We start from the raw sequence: 16,070 nt of genomic DNA on the forward strand, positions 1-16,070 counted from the left end.
GCTCCTGCAAGAGGCGGACCAACTCTTGACCGACGGCACCCGTGGCGCCGACGATACCGACTACTGGCAAACGATTATTCACGATGGATTCTCCTTTGGAACGGATGATGCAAACAAGCGGCCGTCTCGGCATCAAGCCTTCAGAACGGCTGCTGGTCGTGCGTATCGACACACAAACGATGCAGTTTTTTCACCGGGGCAACCTCCTCCGCAGCTTCGTGATCTCCACCTCGCGGCGCCCGCCGAGCAACGTGAAGGACAGTCTCGGCACTCCGCGCGGCCTGCATGAAATTTCCGAACGGATCGGCGCCGGCCAGCCGCCCGGCATGGTATTCAAGGGACGCGTTCCGACCGGCCGCCATTTTTCCGAACTGCCCGATGCCGACCAGCGTCCCAACTTGATCACCAGCCGCATCCTGCGCCTGCGCGGCCTCGAACCGGGTGTCAACCGGGGGGGCGATGTCGATACCTGGGAACGGCTCGTCTACATCCACGGCACCAACCAGGAAAGCGGCCTCGGCACTCCGATGAGCCACGGCTGCGTGCTCATGCGCAACCTGGAGATCATCGGGCTTTACGAGGAGGTGCGGGCCGGCGATCTGGTGTGGATCGAGTGAAGCGGAGAGGCAGCACGGACGGACACGATGCTTGATCCTGTGAGCGGACCTGGGCACCTTGTGATTAGCCATGAATGCCACTCTCAGGATTCGCAAGATCGGTCATTCGCTCGGAGTTATCCTGCCCGAAGACGTGCTCGGATATTTTAATGCCAAAGAAGGCGATACCTTTTTACCGACCAGCGGCACGGACAAGAGCGGACGGCTGATGATTGCGGATGAGGGAACAATCCGTCAAATGGCGATCGTTGAAGATCTTGATCGTCGGTATCACAACACGCTCAAAGAACTTGCCAAAGGTCCGGACGGAACCTCCTGACGTTGTTTTGCTTCCTCACTTCTTCGGCGCCGTGACCGCCGCGGGTGCGGAGTCCGGCCTGGGCGGCGGCGGGGGTTTGGGTGGCGGCGGTGCGGTCAACTCCTTGTATTCGCTTTCCCACCGTGCGGCCTGGGTGAAATCGAGCGCCTTTTTTGCGATGGCCGGACCCTGTTTCAGCAGGCCCGTCCGCACCGCCTTCGACAGCCCCGGCAACTCCGGCAGGCGGGAAAACAGCTCGTATCCCGCCTTGGTTTCTCCGGCCTCCTGGAGCAGGGCCGCTCCTTCGGCAAACATCGGCGCGTCCACGGGACGGATGCTCTGAAACAGCGAGAGCACCCCGAGCGTGCGTTTCGCGGCTTCCGTTTTCTCCGCGCTCCCGGCGGCGTCCGCCTTGGCCGCATCGAGCTGCATTCTTCCGATCGCGAGAATCAGCGGCAGGGCCGGATCACGCCGCAGTTGCGCCTGCCCGACGGCCAGCGCCTCGTCGGTCTTGCCGGCTGCCGCCAGCAAGCGCATGCGCCGGATCACGAGGTAGGGGACGAGTTCCGGCGGGAGATCGGCGCGCCGTTGCCATTGCGATTCCACATCGGCCGCGAACGGACGGTACAGCGGATCGCCCACCAGGATGGCCTGCCAGCTCAGTGCCGCCAGCGAGTAAAACGCCGCCTCGCCCAGCGGCTTGCCCGCCAGCAGCGCCTCCAGCAACAGGTGCGGCTGGTGCGTGAATTGCAGGTACGGTTCGTAAACGTTGCCCACCGTGGCGGTGACGCCGCGCGCGACAAACGGTCCCGTCCATCCCGCGTCCGGCCTGCGCAGCGTGGCCGCCGAAAAGCTGTGGATGTGCAGCGCGATCGCGCCCGGCGGGAAGCGGAAACCTTTTTCGAGAAACGGTCCGTTGATGTGGCCCGCATACCAGCCGAAGTAGAGCGCCGGCGCATCGAGGCGGGCGCTGGCCGGCAGGGTGCCGCGCGCGCGGTCCACGGCCAGGTCGTAGCCGAGCGGCGCGAGCTGTTTGACCGTCTCCTCCAGCCACTGGTCGCCCTGCTTGTGCGGCCCGCCGATGTCGACGTAGGCGCGGCCGATCAGTCCGTCATGCTCGGCCTTGAGCGCGTTGTCCACCAGCGCCCGCGCGGCCTCGGGCGTCGGCCCGTCGAGCCGGCCCGTGATGACGACGCCCGCGCGTTGCAGTGACGACGGCTCCTTCACGTTGAAGAGCGGATTGGCCAGAAACCCCGCGGTCCGGTAGCCGCTCGCGGCGAGCAGCGCCAGTTCGCTGTCCACCGCCGCGTTGTTGGCCTGGAACGGTCCGCCTCCTCCGGCCGCCCCCGCCGCCGTCGCCGCAGGGTTGTTGGCCACGCGCAGGGGCACGCCGCGGCACACGACCAGCGCAGCGATGGTATGACCGGAAATCGCATATTTGACCCGGCCCAGCTCGTCCTCCTCGTCCGCGGTGATGGCATCGATCCACTTCCTCTGCACGAGTTCTGCCTGCAACGGCTTGTAGATCGTATCGACAAAGTCACGCCACGTGATCGTCTCCTTCGCCGGCATCGGCAACGCGATGATGTTCGCCTCCGGCACCTTCCGGGCCTCCGCATAATGCCGGGCCAACTCGACCGAATCGGGGACGTCGCTGTTGGCGAGGATGACGACCACCCGCCCGTCCGTATCTTCCGCCGCCAGCATCGGCCGGCAGCACAGGGCAAAGGCGGTAACGAAAACGACAACCGCGGCGGCAAAAGTCATCCGGAGGCATGGCATGGCCGCGCACCCTAAGAAAAAAAAACCGCGAGTGAAGGCTGAAGCCGTCCGCGCCACGGGGGGGAGGGGCGGGCGAAATCTTCTCCGGGCGCGACCGCATCCCTTCCCGGCAAAAACCCGCACACAGAAAACTCCTGCTTGCATTGTGCCTTTCCTCCCTTCGTGGTGCATCTTTTCGACTTCGACCGACCACACTGTCACGCACCGCATCCATGTCCGCACCCACTGGCAACCGCACCGCCACCACCGTCGCCGCCGGCGACAGCACCACCGGCATCGTCTACCTTGTCGGCGCCGGCCCCGGCGACCTCGGCCTCGTCACCTTTCGCGCCCGGGAGCTCATTGCCGCGGCCGATGTTCTTGTCTACGATTATCTCGTCCATCCCGAGCTCGTAAAATGGTGCCGCCCCGAATGCCGGATCATCTACGTGGGCAAGAAAGCCGGTTTTCATTCCGTGCCGCAGGAGCAGATCGAGGAAATCCTCGTCGAGCACGCCCGCGCCGGCCGCCACGTGGTGCGGCTCAAGGGCGGCGATCCTTTCGTTTTCGGCCGCGGCGGCGAGGAAGCCCGCACGCTCGCGCGCAACGGCATCCCGTTCGAAATCGTGCCCGGCGTCACCGCCGCGCTCGCCGCCGGCGCCTACGCCGGCATCCCGCTCACCCACCGCAACACCAATTCCGCCGCCCTGCTCCTCACCGGTCACGAGGACCCGACCAAGGGAGAACTCCTCCTCGACTGGCGTTCCTACGGCTCGCTCAAAAACACCACCCTCGCCATCTACATGGGCATGGGCCATCTCCGCCATATCATGCAGGAACTGGTTGCCGGCGGACTCGCTCCCGACACGCCCGCGGCCGTCGTCCAGTGGGCTTCGCTCGGACGCCAGCGCAGTGTCGCCGCCACGGCCGCCACCCTCGCCGACCGCGTGGAAGAGGCCGGCCTGAGCTCGCCCGCCATTATTTTTGTCGGCGAAACCGTCCGCCAGCACGAGGCCATCGACTGGTTCGAAAAACTCCCGCTCTTCGGCCGCCGCATCGCCATCACGCGCACCCGCGACCAGAACAGCGAACTGCGCGAGAAACTCGAACTCCTCGGCGCCGAAGTGCTCGAACTCCCGCTCATCACCGTGAGCAAGGACGTCGACAAGCACTCCCTCGTCGAAATCCTCGCCGAACTCGGCCACTACGACTGGATCGTGTTCACCAGCGCCAACGGCGTGCGTTTTTTCTTCGAGGAGTTTTTCAAGGGTTTTGACGACATCCGCGCCCTCGGGCTGCTCCGCTTCGCCTGCATCGGCAAGGCCACGGCGCGCGAGATCGAAAAACACCACATCAAGGTCGAGTGCATGCCCGATTCCGCCACCGGCGAATCGCTCGCCGATGCGCTCGTCGAGACCGGCAGCCTCGACAGCGCCAAGGTCATCGTCGTCACCGGCAACCTCAACCGCGACGCCCTGGTCAAAAAGCTCGAAGCCGCCAGCGCCATCGTCGACCGCCTTCCTCTCTACAAGACCGAGCGCACCGACTTGACCGACGATCCCGTGGCCGATGATTTTCGCCAGCGCGGGGCCGATGCCATCCTCTTCGCCAGTTCCTCCGCGGTGCAGTCTTTCGTAAAACAATCCGCCTCGCTGCAACTCGCGCCCGACGCGCAGCGCCCGCTTGCCGGCAGCATCGGCGAACTCACCAGCCAGACGATGCGCGAAGCCGGCATCGCCGTGGATTTTTCACCGGCGAAGCCCAGCCTCGACGCCCTCATCGAAGTCCTCCGGGAACGTCTGGCCAGGTAACAAGGGACGTTCAGGAAATTACACGTGTCTGCAGCGGCAGGAATGCCGCTTCTCCGTAGCTGCGAACGTAAGTTCGCAGGCATCCGTTTTCTTTTCAGCCTTTCAGCCTTTTACTGTTGGGAACCGCTCATCTTCGCTAATTTGCGCTAATCCCGATCCTCGATCGTCGCGGCACGCGATGGAAACCGCTTCTTCCCCGGACGGTTACTGTATCCGGATTCAGAAGATCGGGAACCGCTAAAGTACGCTGAAGAACGCTAAAATCGAACCGGGAGAGACCGACAACCGCGCTGCATTCGGGAGGTTCCAAAAATTGAACAGAAGGCAACAAAGAGAACGAAGAACAACCAGGGAAGCAGACGCCCAAATGTTTTTGATTTCACACAAAGGCCGCAAAGGACGCGAAGAAGGTAACTGGCAATCCTTTGCGCTCTTTGCGGCCTTGGTGTAAAAATCTGAAGGCTTTGGTATAATTCATGGCCTTCTTCATTTTCCCTTCGTTACCTTTGTTTCCTTCTGTTCAAAAATGAATTTTTAGAACCTCCCATTCTTCAATCATGGATTCCCTGATACAACTACGCCGCAACCCAGGTTTTCCGGGATCGAATTAGCGAAGATCAGCGCAGATTAGCGGCCCCCCCCCGCCCGCCAACCGTCAGCCTTTCGGAAACGCTTCCAGCAACGCCTTCACCGGCACGCCGATCCTCCCCCGCTGCCAGGCCACCACCAGGTCCCACTTGGCCGACGCATCCGCCAGCGGACGAAATACCACGCCCGGCACCCGCGTTTCCTTCGCGAACCCCGGCGTGAACGCCACCGCGCCCTCCGTGACCACCGTCGCCAGCCCGTGAACCAGGCTGTCCACATCCTGCAAAAAGCGCGGCCGGAAACCCGCCCGCCGGCACAACTGCACAATCCACTGGTTGTGCCCCGGCAAATCCTTGTCCGGCGCTCCGACAAAAAGCTCCTCCCGCAGATCCTTCAGACGCACCGGCGATGAACCGGCCGCCAGCGGATGCTGCTCCGCCAGCGCCACCAGCACTGGCAGCACGGCCAGCCGGCGCACATAAAACTCCCGCGACAGAAACGTCCCCACATTGCCCGTCAGCGCGACGTCGATCTCGCCCTTGCGCAGCGCCTCGATCTGCTCGCCCGGGGACAGATCGCGCAACATCACCTTCACCTCCGGATGCTCCTTGCGCAGCGTCGCCAGCGCCGGGTTCAGAAACTCCGGCGCCGCCGACATCAGATAACCGATCCGCAGACTCGCGCTCTGCCCGCGGGCCAGCATCCGCGCCTCGTCCACCACGCGGTCGACCCGCTCCAGCAGCGGGCGTATCCCGTCCAGCACGACGTGGCCGGTCGCCGTGAGCGCCACGCCGCCGGGGCTGCGTTCCAGCAGCCGCCCGCCGATGTGGTGCTCCAGCGCCTGCATCTGGCGGGTCAGCGTCGACTGGGAGACGCGCAGCCGCTCGGCCGCCTTGTTCAGGCTGCCGTGCTCCGCGATGGAGATGAACGAGCGGAAAAGGTCGAGATTCACAAAGGGCGGCAGGATATGCGCCCTCCGCATTACGGCAAGCCATCCCGCGCAGTAGGCGTTCCCTGCCGCCGGTGGTATCGTGAGGACCTTCATTCATCAGCCCGATCCGGAAAATCACGATCCGACCACCCGTCATGAACACACCCGCACCACACACCACCACCGGCATCCATCACGTCACCGCCATCGCCGGAGACCCGCAAACCAATGTGGATTTCTACACCGGCCTGCTCGGCCTGCGTCTCGTCAAGAAGACCGTCAACTTCGACGATCCGTCCGCCTGGCATCTCTACTACGGCGACGAAACCGGCTCGCCCGGCAGCATCGTCACTTTCTTTTTCTGGCCCGACCTCGCCGTGCGCGGTCGCGTGGGCGCAGGGCAAACCACCGCGCTCGTTTTCTCGGCTCCGGCCACCGCGCTCGCCTGGTGGCAGGAGCGGTTGCAAGCCCATCGCATCGCCGCCCGGCGCCGCACGCGTTTCGGCGAAGAGGTGCTCGCCTTCGCCGATCCCGACGGCATCCCGGTTGAAATCGTCGCCGTCGATGGCGACACCCGCACAGGCTGGAGCGACCGCGGCAGCGACATCCCGCCGGAGCGCGCCTTGCGCGGCCTGCACACCGCCGAGCTCACCGTCCGCGATGCCCGGCCCACCGAAAAGCTCTTGATTGGCGAGATGGGCTACCGGCTCGTACGCCGGGAAGGCGCCCGCGCCCGCTACGAATCCGGCTCCGGCGGTCCCGGCCACTACGCCGATGTCATCGACGCGCCTGCCGCGCCGGCAGGCGCCGGCGGGGTGGGCACGATCCATCACATCGCCTGGCGCGCGCCCGACGACGAGACCGAACTCGCTCTCCAGGCGCGACTCCACGCCGCCGGCTACCAGGTGTCGCCCGTGCGCGACCGCCAGTATTTCCGTTCCGTCTACTACCGCGAACACGGCGGCATCCTCTTCGAGATCGCCACCGACGTTCCCGGATTTGCTATCGACGAGTCTATCGATTCACTGGGGACGACTCTCCGGCTTCCGCCGCAATTCGAACATGCCCGCGAAGCCATCCGGCAAGCCCTGCCTCCCATCGAGGCAGCCCGGAAAAAGTCTGTCTCTCCCGCGGCCCGCTGACCGGGCGACTGCGTTTCCATTCCCGTATCCGATCCCGACAACCCGATTCCATCACACACACGTCATGAAAATCCTCTACAAAACCGAATCCTCCGCCACCGGCGGCCGCGAAGGCCAGGCCGCCACGACCGACGGACGTCTCTCCGTCAAACTCTCCTCTCCCCGCGAACTTGGCGGCGACGGCGGCCCGGGCACCAATCCCGAGCAACTCTTCGCTTCCGGCTATTCGGCCTGCTTCCTCGGTGCGCTCAAGTTTGTCGCCGGCAAGGCCGGCACCCGCATCCCGCCCGAAGCCCGCGTCACCGCCACGGTCGGCATCGGTCCGCGTGACGATGGCCAGGGTTTCGGCCTCGAAGTCTCGCTCGCCATCAGCGTGCCGGGCGTCGAACGCGCCACGGTCGAAAAACTCGTCGAGCAGGCCCATGTGGTTTGCCCGTACTCGCACGCCACTCGCGGCAACATTCCCGTCGAGCTGAAGGTAGTCTGACCACACCCGCCCTCCCGTTTCACTCGCTCCCATGAACCGCCATGACATTTCCGCCACGGTTCGCTTCGGTCCTTCACCGGAGCGTGCCCGCGGCGCGATCATCCTGCTCCACGGACGCGGCTCCTCGGGGCGCCAGATCGCCCGGCTCGCCGATTCGCTGACGGCCGCAGGCGTCGCGTTTCTCGCGCCCTCGGCCCTGCACGGCACCTGGTATCCGCACCGGTTTCTCGCTCCGCTTGCCGACAACGAACCCTTTTTGTCCGACGCCCTCGCGCTCATCGAGCACCTCGTTGGCGAAACGCTGGCCGCCGGCATCCCGACCGAACGGATCGGGCTGGCGGGATTTTCGCAAGGAGCCTGCCTCGCGCTCGAGTATGCGCTCCGGCATCCGCGCCGCTACGGGTTTGTCGCCGGACTGAGCGGCGCCCTGATCGGCCCGCCCGACACGCCGCGTCCTGCGGTCAATCTTTTCCAGACACCGGTCCTGCTCGCCTGCTCGGCGGACGACGACCATATCCCGGCCGATTACGTCGACCGGAGCGCGGAGACCTTCGCGTGGTCCGGCGCCAGCGTGACCCGGCACATCCTCCCCGGCAGTGCCCACACGGTTTTCCCGGAAGAGATCGCGTGGATCAACGACCGGCTCGCCACCTGGCAGGACTGATTTCGCCACGCCTGCTGCCCCGTCGGTCCCGGCGCGGGGAAGCAGGACTGTTTTCCGGTTTTCGACGACGGACGGCAGCCGTATCATTTTTTCACGCACGCCGGCTATGGGAATCTCCCGCAACGCCTATTTTCGCGAACGCAGACGCCGGATAAACTGCCGCTCTTCCTCCGGCGGCAAAACACCCGCCACCATATGACCGGCGATCTGGCGCACCGCGGCCTGCCCGGGAGCGCCGAGCGGCAATTCACTGCAAAGCCTGCGAATGATAACAACGAACGTATTACCGTTGTAGAACAGAAACGGAGACAGGCGGTGACATTCCTTGCAAAGAACCGCCAGCTCGGCGAAGTGCATCCTGCCTGCCTTACGCGCATTTTCCCATGCAGTTGATGCTGCCTCATACCCGCCTTCGCTCGTACACCCATGCTGGGCATTCCCTTCCGCGCAGAGGGCCGCATTGATGGCGATCACCGATTCCCAAGGAAGCCCGGCGAGCCAACCCCTTTCGTAACCGCTCATCCTTTTGAGCGGGAAATCCGTCGCGATGTCTTTTTGGCGGCACTGATCTCGGCCACTCCGGCGCTACGCATAAAACCAACGCCTGTTTTGGCAAAGACAGGTTCAGCCATAAAGCGGTGCCGGATTTTCAGACCTTCATCGATGAACTCCGAAAGGGGAATATGCACCTCATCCCTGGGCGCGGCTTTTCTGGCAAGACGGGGCTGTTTGGCGCGAGTGGACATGGTTTGAAAATGACAGCAAACATGCCGCACCGGCCTCGTGCACGCAAGCTGTGATGCTCATCTCTCCGGGAAGAATGCGAAAAAAAACGGCATCAAATATGATATTGGAGACCAATCCATTGCTGGACGTGTCTAGCATCACGGCGCTTTTCTTTTCCGGGACGCGAATGCAGCGTGTCGGGCAACTCCTCCCGAACCCCGTTTCGGAAACCTGAAAACCAGCCAGATGCCCGCCGCCGCCAGTCTTCGTCCCGCTCACGCTCTCCCGTCGCTACCGGAGCTGCCTCCACGCCAACAGGTGGACACCCTGATCCGCGGCTGGATCACGTCCGGCGAATACGCTCCCGGCGACATGATTCCGACCGCCCGCGACATCGCGCGTCTCTGCAACGACGTCAGCGAGCCCACCGTCCGCCGCGCAATCAAGACCCTCATCGCCGAAGGCCTCCTCCGCGGCGCCCGGGGCAAGGGTGTCTACGTCCGCATGAAACCTGCAAAAGCCTGAACGCTTCCCGCACCGCGCCATCTGCCCCCGTCCTTTTTCGTCCGTCCACCATCCAACCCGAACCTCCTCCATCCTGTCATGTACCTGTTCAAAATCACCCTCGCTCTGGCCGCCTCCTGCGCGGCTTTCGCCTCACTGGCCAATGGCGCACTCGTCATCACCGCCGATGACATAACCAACAACTCCTATACCTTCAGCATTTCCTTCGACGACCTCGTCGATAACGCCAAGTTTTCGGACGCGCTGTATTCCAGCTCCAACATCTTTGGAGCTAATACCGAAAGCTCCGGGACTAACGAACGCCGCTATGTGACTCCCGAGCAGGGGCAGACAACAGCGTCTTTTATAATCGCGTTCGATTTTTCGCAGACGGGCTACGCGATAACCGATTTTTCTATCAAGGATTCCCTCTACATCAATAACACCGGCAGCGGTACTATCCGGGGTGAGTCATTGTGGACAACCGATCTGGCAGACCCCGGAACCCAAATCCGGGTAATCGCCTCAACAGGTACACCGCAAAGTTCGGCATCCACCAAATCCTATACCCTCACGGAAACATCCGGCATCGTGTATTACGTCGTCAATTTCACCGCCACCAACACGACATTTGCCGCAAAAAACACCCAATGGAGCCGAGGTGGCCCGGGCGCATCCCCTTTCGAGATAACCCTGAATCTCACTCCTTCCCAAGTGCCGGAACCCTCCACTTATGCTCTCCTTGCAGGCGGACTCGGTCTCGCTACTGCGCTGCTCTGGCGGCGTCGGACAAACCGGCACTGAACAGAAAATAATATTTCACCAACCACTCGTTCCGTTCACGCATCCGCCCCGCCCAATCCAGACCGCCCACTCCCCTCCTCTTTCGATTTGCCATGAAACCCGTAATCTCCCGCCCGAATATTCTCGCGCGTGCTTTCACCTGCTGTGCATCCGCCATGTTGGCTGTTCTGCCAATCGTTGTCACGACTACTGCGACGGCCGGCACCGGGATCCTCATCGAGGAAACCTTCATCGGCAAAACTCCGGGCGCTTTCAATGGCGCGCCCTCCGGCAAGGGTAAACTCGGCGTATGGCGCGGACCCGTCGACCATCTCTTCGGCTCTGTCGAAATCATCACCGACGATGATACCTCCTCGTCCGTGCTTGCCATTCGTGATACCGGTCCAGATGCAAATCAGGGTCCATCGGTCCGCATCGACTGGCCTCCTGTGAAATCAGGTGACGCCGGCACTGTCGTAGTTGAATTCAAATACAAAACGCTGCCTCCTGCCAGTGACGCCGATGCGTCTTCCGCCAATTACCGCACCGACATCTACATAGGCGGAGCCTGGGCCAAGGCTATCGCCACCATCGTCCTCGAACGCGGCCGCATCGGACTGCACGATGGCAAAAAGGTCACCACCCTCGGCAGATACATCCCGAACCGGTGGCAATCCTTCCATCTGGAGGTGGACACTGCCGCCCGCACTTTCAGCCTGAAAATCGACGATCGCCCCGTCGCCAACAAACTTCCCTGGGTGAATCAGGAAAGCCCCGGCTTCAGCAATGTCTCTATCCGCAGTGACATGTCTCCCACCGCCCGCAACGGCGAGATTGTCCTTCTCCTTTCAGATCTGAAAGTCTCAACACAAAACTGATCAACCTCCTCTCTTCCGACAGATGAACACCCCGACTCCGGCCTGCGCCATCCCCCCCCTCTCCGCCCGCCTTCATGACAAGGAGGCCTTCACCCTGATCGAATTGCTCACCGTTATCGCCATCATCGGCATTCTTGCCGCCATTCTGATTCCGGTAACCGGGACCGTACGAGAAAAAGCCAAAAAGGCTCAATGCGTCAGCAACCTTCACCAGATCGGCATCGGTCTCCTCGCTTACGCCAACGATAACAAAGCCGGTCGTCTTCCCCGCGGTCATCCAACCGAAGGGCGCACGTTGTGGGACACCTATGCGAGCGGTGATCCTCGCGGTGCCGCCGGCCTGGGCGCACTCCAATACGATGGATACCTCGGAGGCATCGCCGGCATAGAAGTCCGGGGCGACAAACGCTCACGCATTTTTGACTGCCCCTCCCGGTTATCCGGAGCGTGGGACAGCGACGTCAACTGGGGCGACTACTATTATAACTTCACTTTTACCCGCTACACCGACGCCCCGCAAGGCGCGCTGCTCCACAACATCGATCCGGGTCAGGCCATTGCTTTCGATTTCGTCCCTGCCGCCCTCACTCCCGTCCATGATCGCGAAAGCAGTGTCAATGTTCTCTATATCGATGGCTCCGTCAAGGCACTGACCAAAGATAAATTCAAAACGACCAATCGCATAACCGCTTTCGACAAATAACCGGTTGCATGCCTGCGCGTTGTTTATCCTGTCATCCGTTCCCGGCGTATTCACATTTTCATTGCTGTCATGACTCTCATTCTGTTTCGCCTCGCCAGGGAGGCCGGGCTTGTCATCGCCCTTTCTGTCGCGCTTGGCGTCAACTGCCTGAATGCTGCGACACTGGAACTTCCCGATCGTAGCATCCATGTTGCCAGACCAGGCGAATCTGTAGGAGTGATCATCCGTGATCTGCCCGCGCCGGATTCGACGGCAACCGACTTCCCCAACCTCGCTTTCATCGTCAAAGACTGGCTCGGCAACGCAACCACCGTTCCGCTCGCCGCCGTTTCCGCGGATGGCGACACCATCCGCGCCCGATTTTCGCCTCCCTTCCTCGGCTGGATGGAGATTACGTTGGCTGTCGACGGCCAACGCCAGACCAATGCCAGCGCCCGTACGCGTCTTGTCATCATTCCGGAAACCAGGAGCAAGGGTGCTTACTTTCGTTATGGCCTGTCCGATCACTCGATGACGCTCGGTGGCTCCATCCGGGAAAAGGCTCTCTCGCTCATGGATGCCCTCGGTGTGGACATCGCCCGTGAAGAACCCTCCTGGCACCGCGTCAAGGCCGGCCCCGAGGCCCCTTGGGATTTTGCCCGTGCCGACCGGATGCTCGCAGACTATACCGCACGCGGTATCGAGATGCAGGCCATCCTCGACTACGGAGTGCCGTGGGCAACCACCGCCGCCAATTCCGGAGACGCCCGTCGCACCATGCCGCAAATGGAGCCCTGGCTCGACTACGTGCGCACCACCGTCGGCCGCTACAAAGACCGCATCCGCTACTGGGAAATCTGGAACGAACCCGACATCGGCTTCTGGAAAAGCACAACCGCCCAATATGTGGAACTCTTCGACCGCACCAGCGCCGAGATCGCCCGCATCCATCCCGATGCCATCATCATGAACGGCGGCCTCGCGATGGTCTCGCGCCAGCCCAATCCCCGTTTTGTCGAAGATTTCATCACCGCCGCCAACCCCGCTCACTGGCACGCTCGCGCCTGGCACGACTACAACACCTTCGGCCAGCTCATCGCCCGTCACAAACAGCATGAGACCCTCTACAAAAACCATGCCCGCGCAGAGGTCGCCGCGCTTCCCTCATGGATGAACGAAGGCGGCTATCATACCATCGATCCCGTTAACGAAGCCGAACAGGCCCGCACCATCGTTAAAAAAATCTCCACCGCTCCAGCCTTGGGACTCGCCGCGTACTTTGTTTATACTACACGCGACTCCTCCAAAGACCGCCACGCCGGAGCCGTCGCGCAGTTTTATGGCCTTGCCGATTACGACTGCCTGCCCAAACCGGCCTTCGCCGCTTACAACCGGCTCATCGCCGAAACCGCCCACCTTCGCTACACACCCCCTCCCGCACCTCTCGATCCCGCCGTCAACGATGGCCTCTGGCAACACCTCTATGCCGCGCCTCCCGCACCTGGAAGCACGCTCGTAAACGCCGACGCCCCCCATACTCTTGTCATCTGGCGCGAAGGCGCAGGACGGCAAAGCCCCGTCTGGCTTCACTGGCCCGACACTCACGCCACCGATGCGGTTGACCTCATGGGAAATCCTGTCGACCTCACCCCCCTCGGCAACGGAACCGTGCTCAATCTCGGCAACAACCCTGTTTACATTCACCTGAAGGGCGCTCCCGCCTATCCCGAATCCAAAGCCCTTCTCCACCTCCCCGATCTGCTCTCGCTCGTTCCCGGCAGAGAGCCGTCCGAACTGGACATCCGCCTCGACAATCCGACGTCCGCTCCCCTCGCCTGTCGCGTACAACTCGCTGCAGACAACCCTGCGCTCGACATCGGTGTGTCGCTCGCACCGGTCATTCTCGCCCCGGGAGCAAACCAGTCACTCCGGCTCCCTGTTGCCATCCCGGCCAATGCGGCCAACCTCTCACGAGGGCAACTGGGCATCACGCTCACAGCCGACAAAATCGCTGGCGAGATCACTGCGATCGTGCCCTACGAAGTCGCCCGCATTCTTGTTCTCGAAAAATCGTCCGGGTTCTCCCTTGGCACACGCTCCGACATCCACAACCTCCATGAAGGCCAAGCCAATCCGGCCATGGAGTGGAAAGGCTCCGAAGACCTCAGCGCGAACGGCCAGTGGAGCGTCACCTCCGATGCGCTCACCCTCACGGTCAGCGTTACCGACCAGACGCATCATCAGCCCAACCAGCGTGACACGCTCTGGCAGGCCGACAGCCTGCAGTTTGCCTTCCGGGCCAATGATTCGCAGACAGACCATCTCGAACTCGTACTCGCCCTCCGCGACGAAAGTCTTTCCCAAGGATGGGTGCTCAACGCCCCCGAATGGACTCGCCTCGGAAAAGGTGATCTCGACGGCCAGGCCGTTTTCAACGTTACACGCACCGGCACGATTACCACCTACAAGCTCACTCTCCCCTGGCGTTCGCTCGGTTACGACAAGCTGCCCGTCGGCGCATCATGGCGCGCCAGCTTCATCGTCAATGATGACGACGGAGCTGGCCGCAAACAGTGGCTGCAGTTCTCACCGGGCATCGGAGATTCGAAGGATCCGCAAAAATACCCGCTCTTCATTTGCAGACCCTGATACAGATTTCCAGGACCCGGAAGAAGCCTTTCACCAAGGCCACCCCCTCTGGAGAAAACCTCTGAGTACCGATCACCGGAGCCACTAGCCCGCCCCTTCACCGCAGCACCCGGTAAACCACTCCCTGCCCACTGCGCCCGCAACCGCCGCACCACCTCCGCCGGTTCCTTATCCGTAAACGCCACTGAACTTCCCCCGCTTGACCCACGCATGGTCATCCGCATGGCTATGCCGCCATGAAAACGCGCACCGTCTCCAAGGCAAAAGCCGGGGGTCCCATCATCGCACGCCAGATCATCAACCCCCCAAAAAACCTCCTCGTGCAGACCTCAGCCGGTTGCATCGGGACGATTCCCTGTGACATCCCCGCCCATGTGTCGCCGGCTGAAAAGGGCGACTTCCGGTATTCGGAAAATGCGATTCGCCAAGCCAACACCTTCGGGGAGACTTTATGAATCTCCAGCCCCGGAGCATCCTTTTTATCAGGCACGATAAAATCCTCCTCCCGCAGGAAGACAGATTATGAACGACCACGAATCCCCACCGCCGGACAGCCAGTTCATTCTCTATCAGGACAAGAACGGCAACACCGGCGTCAACGTCCGCTTCGAGGGAGAAACCGTCTGGCTGTCCCAACAACAGTTGTCGGAACTTTATGGCACCTCCCGCCCGAATGTGACGATGCACATCAAAAACATCTTTTCAGACGGCGAATTGCGCGAGAATTCAGTTTGTAAGAAATTCTTACAGACTGCCGCCGACGGGAAAAGCTACGAGGTTCTGTTCTACAACCTCGATATGATTATTTCGCTCGGTTACCGTATCAATTCCAAGGTCGCCACCAGATTCCGCCAATGGGCCACCGTCCGATTGCGGGAATACATCATAAAAGGTTTTGCGATGGACGACGACCGCATGAAAAACCTCGGCGGCGGTGGCTATTGGAAGGAACTCCTTGAACGCATCCGCGACATCCGCGCCAGCGAAAAGGTTTTTTATCGCCAGATTCTGGACATCTATGCCACCAGCATTGACTACGATCCGAACGCCGACGAATCCGTTGCCTTCTTCAAAAAAGTTCAGAACAAGATCCATTACGCCGTCCACGGGCACACAGCCGCCGAAGTGATATACAATCGCGCCGATGCGGAAAAAGACTTCATGGGGCTGATGTCGTTCGCCGGAAACAGACCGCACCTTGCGGACGCGGTAGTTGCCAAAAATTACCTGACCTCGCCCGAATTGCGCGCGCTCGGGCAGCTTGTATCCGGGTATCTGGATTTTGCCGAACGACAGGCGGAACGCCATGCGCCGATGACAATGCGCGACTGGGCAAAACATCTCGACAGGATTCTGACGGCGACCGGCGAACGTCTCCTGCCCGATGCGGGGAGCGTCAGTCACGAGCAAGCCGTCAAAAAAGCGAAATCCGAGTATGTGAAATATCAGGCGCGAACACTCAGCGATGTCGAAAAATCCTACCTCGCCAGCCTCAAGATCATCGAAACGTCCGCCAAAAAAAATGTCAGGAAAGGACCTCCGTGAGTCC

17 protein-coding genes are annotated in these 16,070 nt (G+C 61.7%); 13 read left to right on the forward strand and 4 right to left on the reverse strand.

Features of this window, described 5'->3' with window-relative positions:
* Window positions 1-107 precede the first annotated feature (107 nt).
* Window positions 108-617, forward strand: a complete 510-nt coding sequence (locus OPIT5_02095; GenBank protein ID AHF89228.1) for a hypothetical protein — start codon at window positions 108-110, stop codon at window positions 615-617.
* 70 nt (window positions 618-687) lie between these two features.
* Window positions 688-936 carry a transcriptional regulator gene (locus OPIT5_02100; GenBank protein ID AHF89229.1) on the forward strand — a complete coding sequence of 83 codons (249 nt, stop codon included), beginning with the start codon at window positions 688-690 and terminating at the stop codon, window positions 934-936.
* A 15-nt stretch (window positions 937-951) separates the two neighbouring features.
* Here the strand turns inward: OPIT5_02100 and OPIT5_02105 are convergent, their stop codons facing one another.
* A complete protein-coding gene (locus OPIT5_02105; GenBank protein ID AHF89230.1) occupies window positions 952-2,622 on the reverse strand; it encodes a hypothetical protein in 1,671 nt (556 codons plus the stop codon).
* Window positions 2,623-2,909: 287 nt separating this feature from the next.
* Here OPIT5_02105 and OPIT5_02110 point away from each other — a divergent pair, with 287 nt between their 5' ends.
* Window positions 2,910-4,487, forward strand: coding sequence for a uroporphyrin-III C-methyltransferase (locus OPIT5_02110; GenBank protein ID AHF89231.1), 1,578 nt, complete (start codon window positions 2,910-2,912; stop codon window positions 4,485-4,487).
* A 655-nt stretch (window positions 4,488-5,142) separates the two neighbouring features.
* Here OPIT5_02110 and OPIT5_02115 read toward each other — a convergent pair.
* The gene (locus OPIT5_02115) at window positions 5,143-6,120 is read right to left on the reverse strand and encodes a LysR family transcriptional regulator (protein ID AHF89232.1); all 978 of its coding nucleotides are present in this window, start codon (window positions 6,118-6,120) and stop codon (window positions 5,143-5,145) included.
* A 41-nt stretch (window positions 6,121-6,161) separates the two neighbouring features.
* Here OPIT5_02115 and OPIT5_02120 point away from each other — a divergent pair, with 41 nt between their 5' ends.
* From OPIT5_02120 to OPIT5_02130, 3 genes are all read left to right on the forward strand, one after another.
* Window positions 6,162-7,148 carry a diguanylate cyclase gene (locus tag OPIT5_02120; protein ID AHF89233.1) on the forward strand — a complete coding sequence of 329 codons (987 nt, stop codon included), beginning with the start codon at window positions 6,162-6,164 and terminating at the stop codon, window positions 7,146-7,148.
* 64 nt (window positions 7,149-7,212) lie between these two features.
* A complete protein-coding gene (locus OPIT5_02125) occupies window positions 7,213-7,635 on the forward strand; it encodes an Organic hydroperoxide resistance protein (protein AHF89234.1) in 423 nt (140 codons plus the stop codon).
* Between the two features lie 31 nt (window positions 7,636-7,666).
* Window positions 7,667-8,299 carry a phospholipase gene (locus OPIT5_02130; GenBank protein ID AHF89235.1) on the forward strand — a complete coding sequence of 211 codons (633 nt, stop codon included), beginning with the start codon at window positions 7,667-7,669 and terminating at the stop codon, window positions 8,297-8,299.
* 126 nt (window positions 8,300-8,425) lie between these two features.
* Here the strand turns inward: OPIT5_02130 and OPIT5_02135 are convergent, their stop codons facing one another.
* The gene (locus tag OPIT5_02135) at window positions 8,426-8,821 is read right to left on the reverse strand and encodes a hypothetical protein (GenBank protein ID AHF93984.1); all 396 of its coding nucleotides are present in this window, start codon (window positions 8,819-8,821) and stop codon (window positions 8,426-8,428) included.
* Window positions 8,818-9,045 (reverse strand): hypothetical protein, encoded by a 228-nt coding sequence (locus OPIT5_02140; GenBank protein AHF93985.1) that lies wholly within the window; start codon window positions 9,043-9,045, stop codon window positions 8,818-8,820. The genes OPIT5_02135 and OPIT5_02140 overlap by 4 nt, the downstream gene beginning before the upstream one ends.
* A gap of 226 nt (window positions 9,046-9,271) precedes the next feature.
* Between OPIT5_02140 and OPIT5_02145 the strand changes: the two genes are divergently transcribed.
* The 7 genes from OPIT5_02145 to OPIT5_02175 all read left to right on the forward strand — a co-directional run bounded on the left by OPIT5_02145 (window position 9,272) and on the right by OPIT5_02175 (window position 16,066).
* Window positions 9,272-9,550, forward strand: a complete 279-nt coding sequence (locus tag OPIT5_02145) for a GntR family transcriptional regulator (protein AHF89236.1) — start codon at window positions 9,272-9,274, stop codon at window positions 9,548-9,550.
* A 78-nt stretch (window positions 9,551-9,628) separates the two neighbouring features.
* The gene (locus tag OPIT5_02150) at window positions 9,629-10,333 is read left to right on the forward strand and encodes a hypothetical protein (GenBank protein ID AHF93986.1); all 705 of its coding nucleotides are present in this window, start codon (window positions 9,629-9,631) and stop codon (window positions 10,331-10,333) included.
* A gap of 155 nt (window positions 10,334-10,488) precedes the next feature.
* Window positions 10,489-11,190: a hypothetical protein gene (locus OPIT5_02155; protein AHF93987.1), complete on the forward strand. Its 702-nt coding sequence runs from the start codon at window positions 10,489-10,491 to the stop codon at window positions 11,188-11,190.
* A 22-nt stretch (window positions 11,191-11,212) separates the two neighbouring features.
* The gene (locus OPIT5_02160) at window positions 11,213-11,893 is read left to right on the forward strand and encodes an N-terminal cleavage protein (protein ID AHF89237.1); all 681 of its coding nucleotides are present in this window, start codon (window positions 11,213-11,215) and stop codon (window positions 11,891-11,893) included.
* Between the two features lie 69 nt (window positions 11,894-11,962).
* Entirely contained in the window at window positions 11,963-14,521 is a 2,559-nt protein-coding gene (locus OPIT5_02165) for a hypothetical protein (protein ID AHF93988.1), read from the forward strand.
* A gap of 236 nt (window positions 14,522-14,757) precedes the next feature.
* Window positions 14,758-14,976, forward strand: coding sequence for a hypothetical protein (locus tag OPIT5_02170; protein ID AHF93989.1), 219 nt, complete (start codon window positions 14,758-14,760; stop codon window positions 14,974-14,976).
* Window positions 14,977-15,043: 67 nt separating this feature from the next.
* Complete coding sequence (locus OPIT5_02175) at window positions 15,044-16,066, forward strand: toxin Fic (protein ID AHF89238.1); 1,023 nt, start codon at window positions 15,044-15,046, stop codon at window positions 16,064-16,066.
* Window positions 16,067-16,070 lie beyond the last annotated feature (4 nt).

It is taken from the genome of Opitutaceae bacterium TAV5 (assembly GCA_000242935.3).
Classification (GTDB): domain Bacteria; phylum Verrucomicrobiota; class Verrucomicrobiia; order Opitutales; family Opitutaceae; genus Geminisphaera.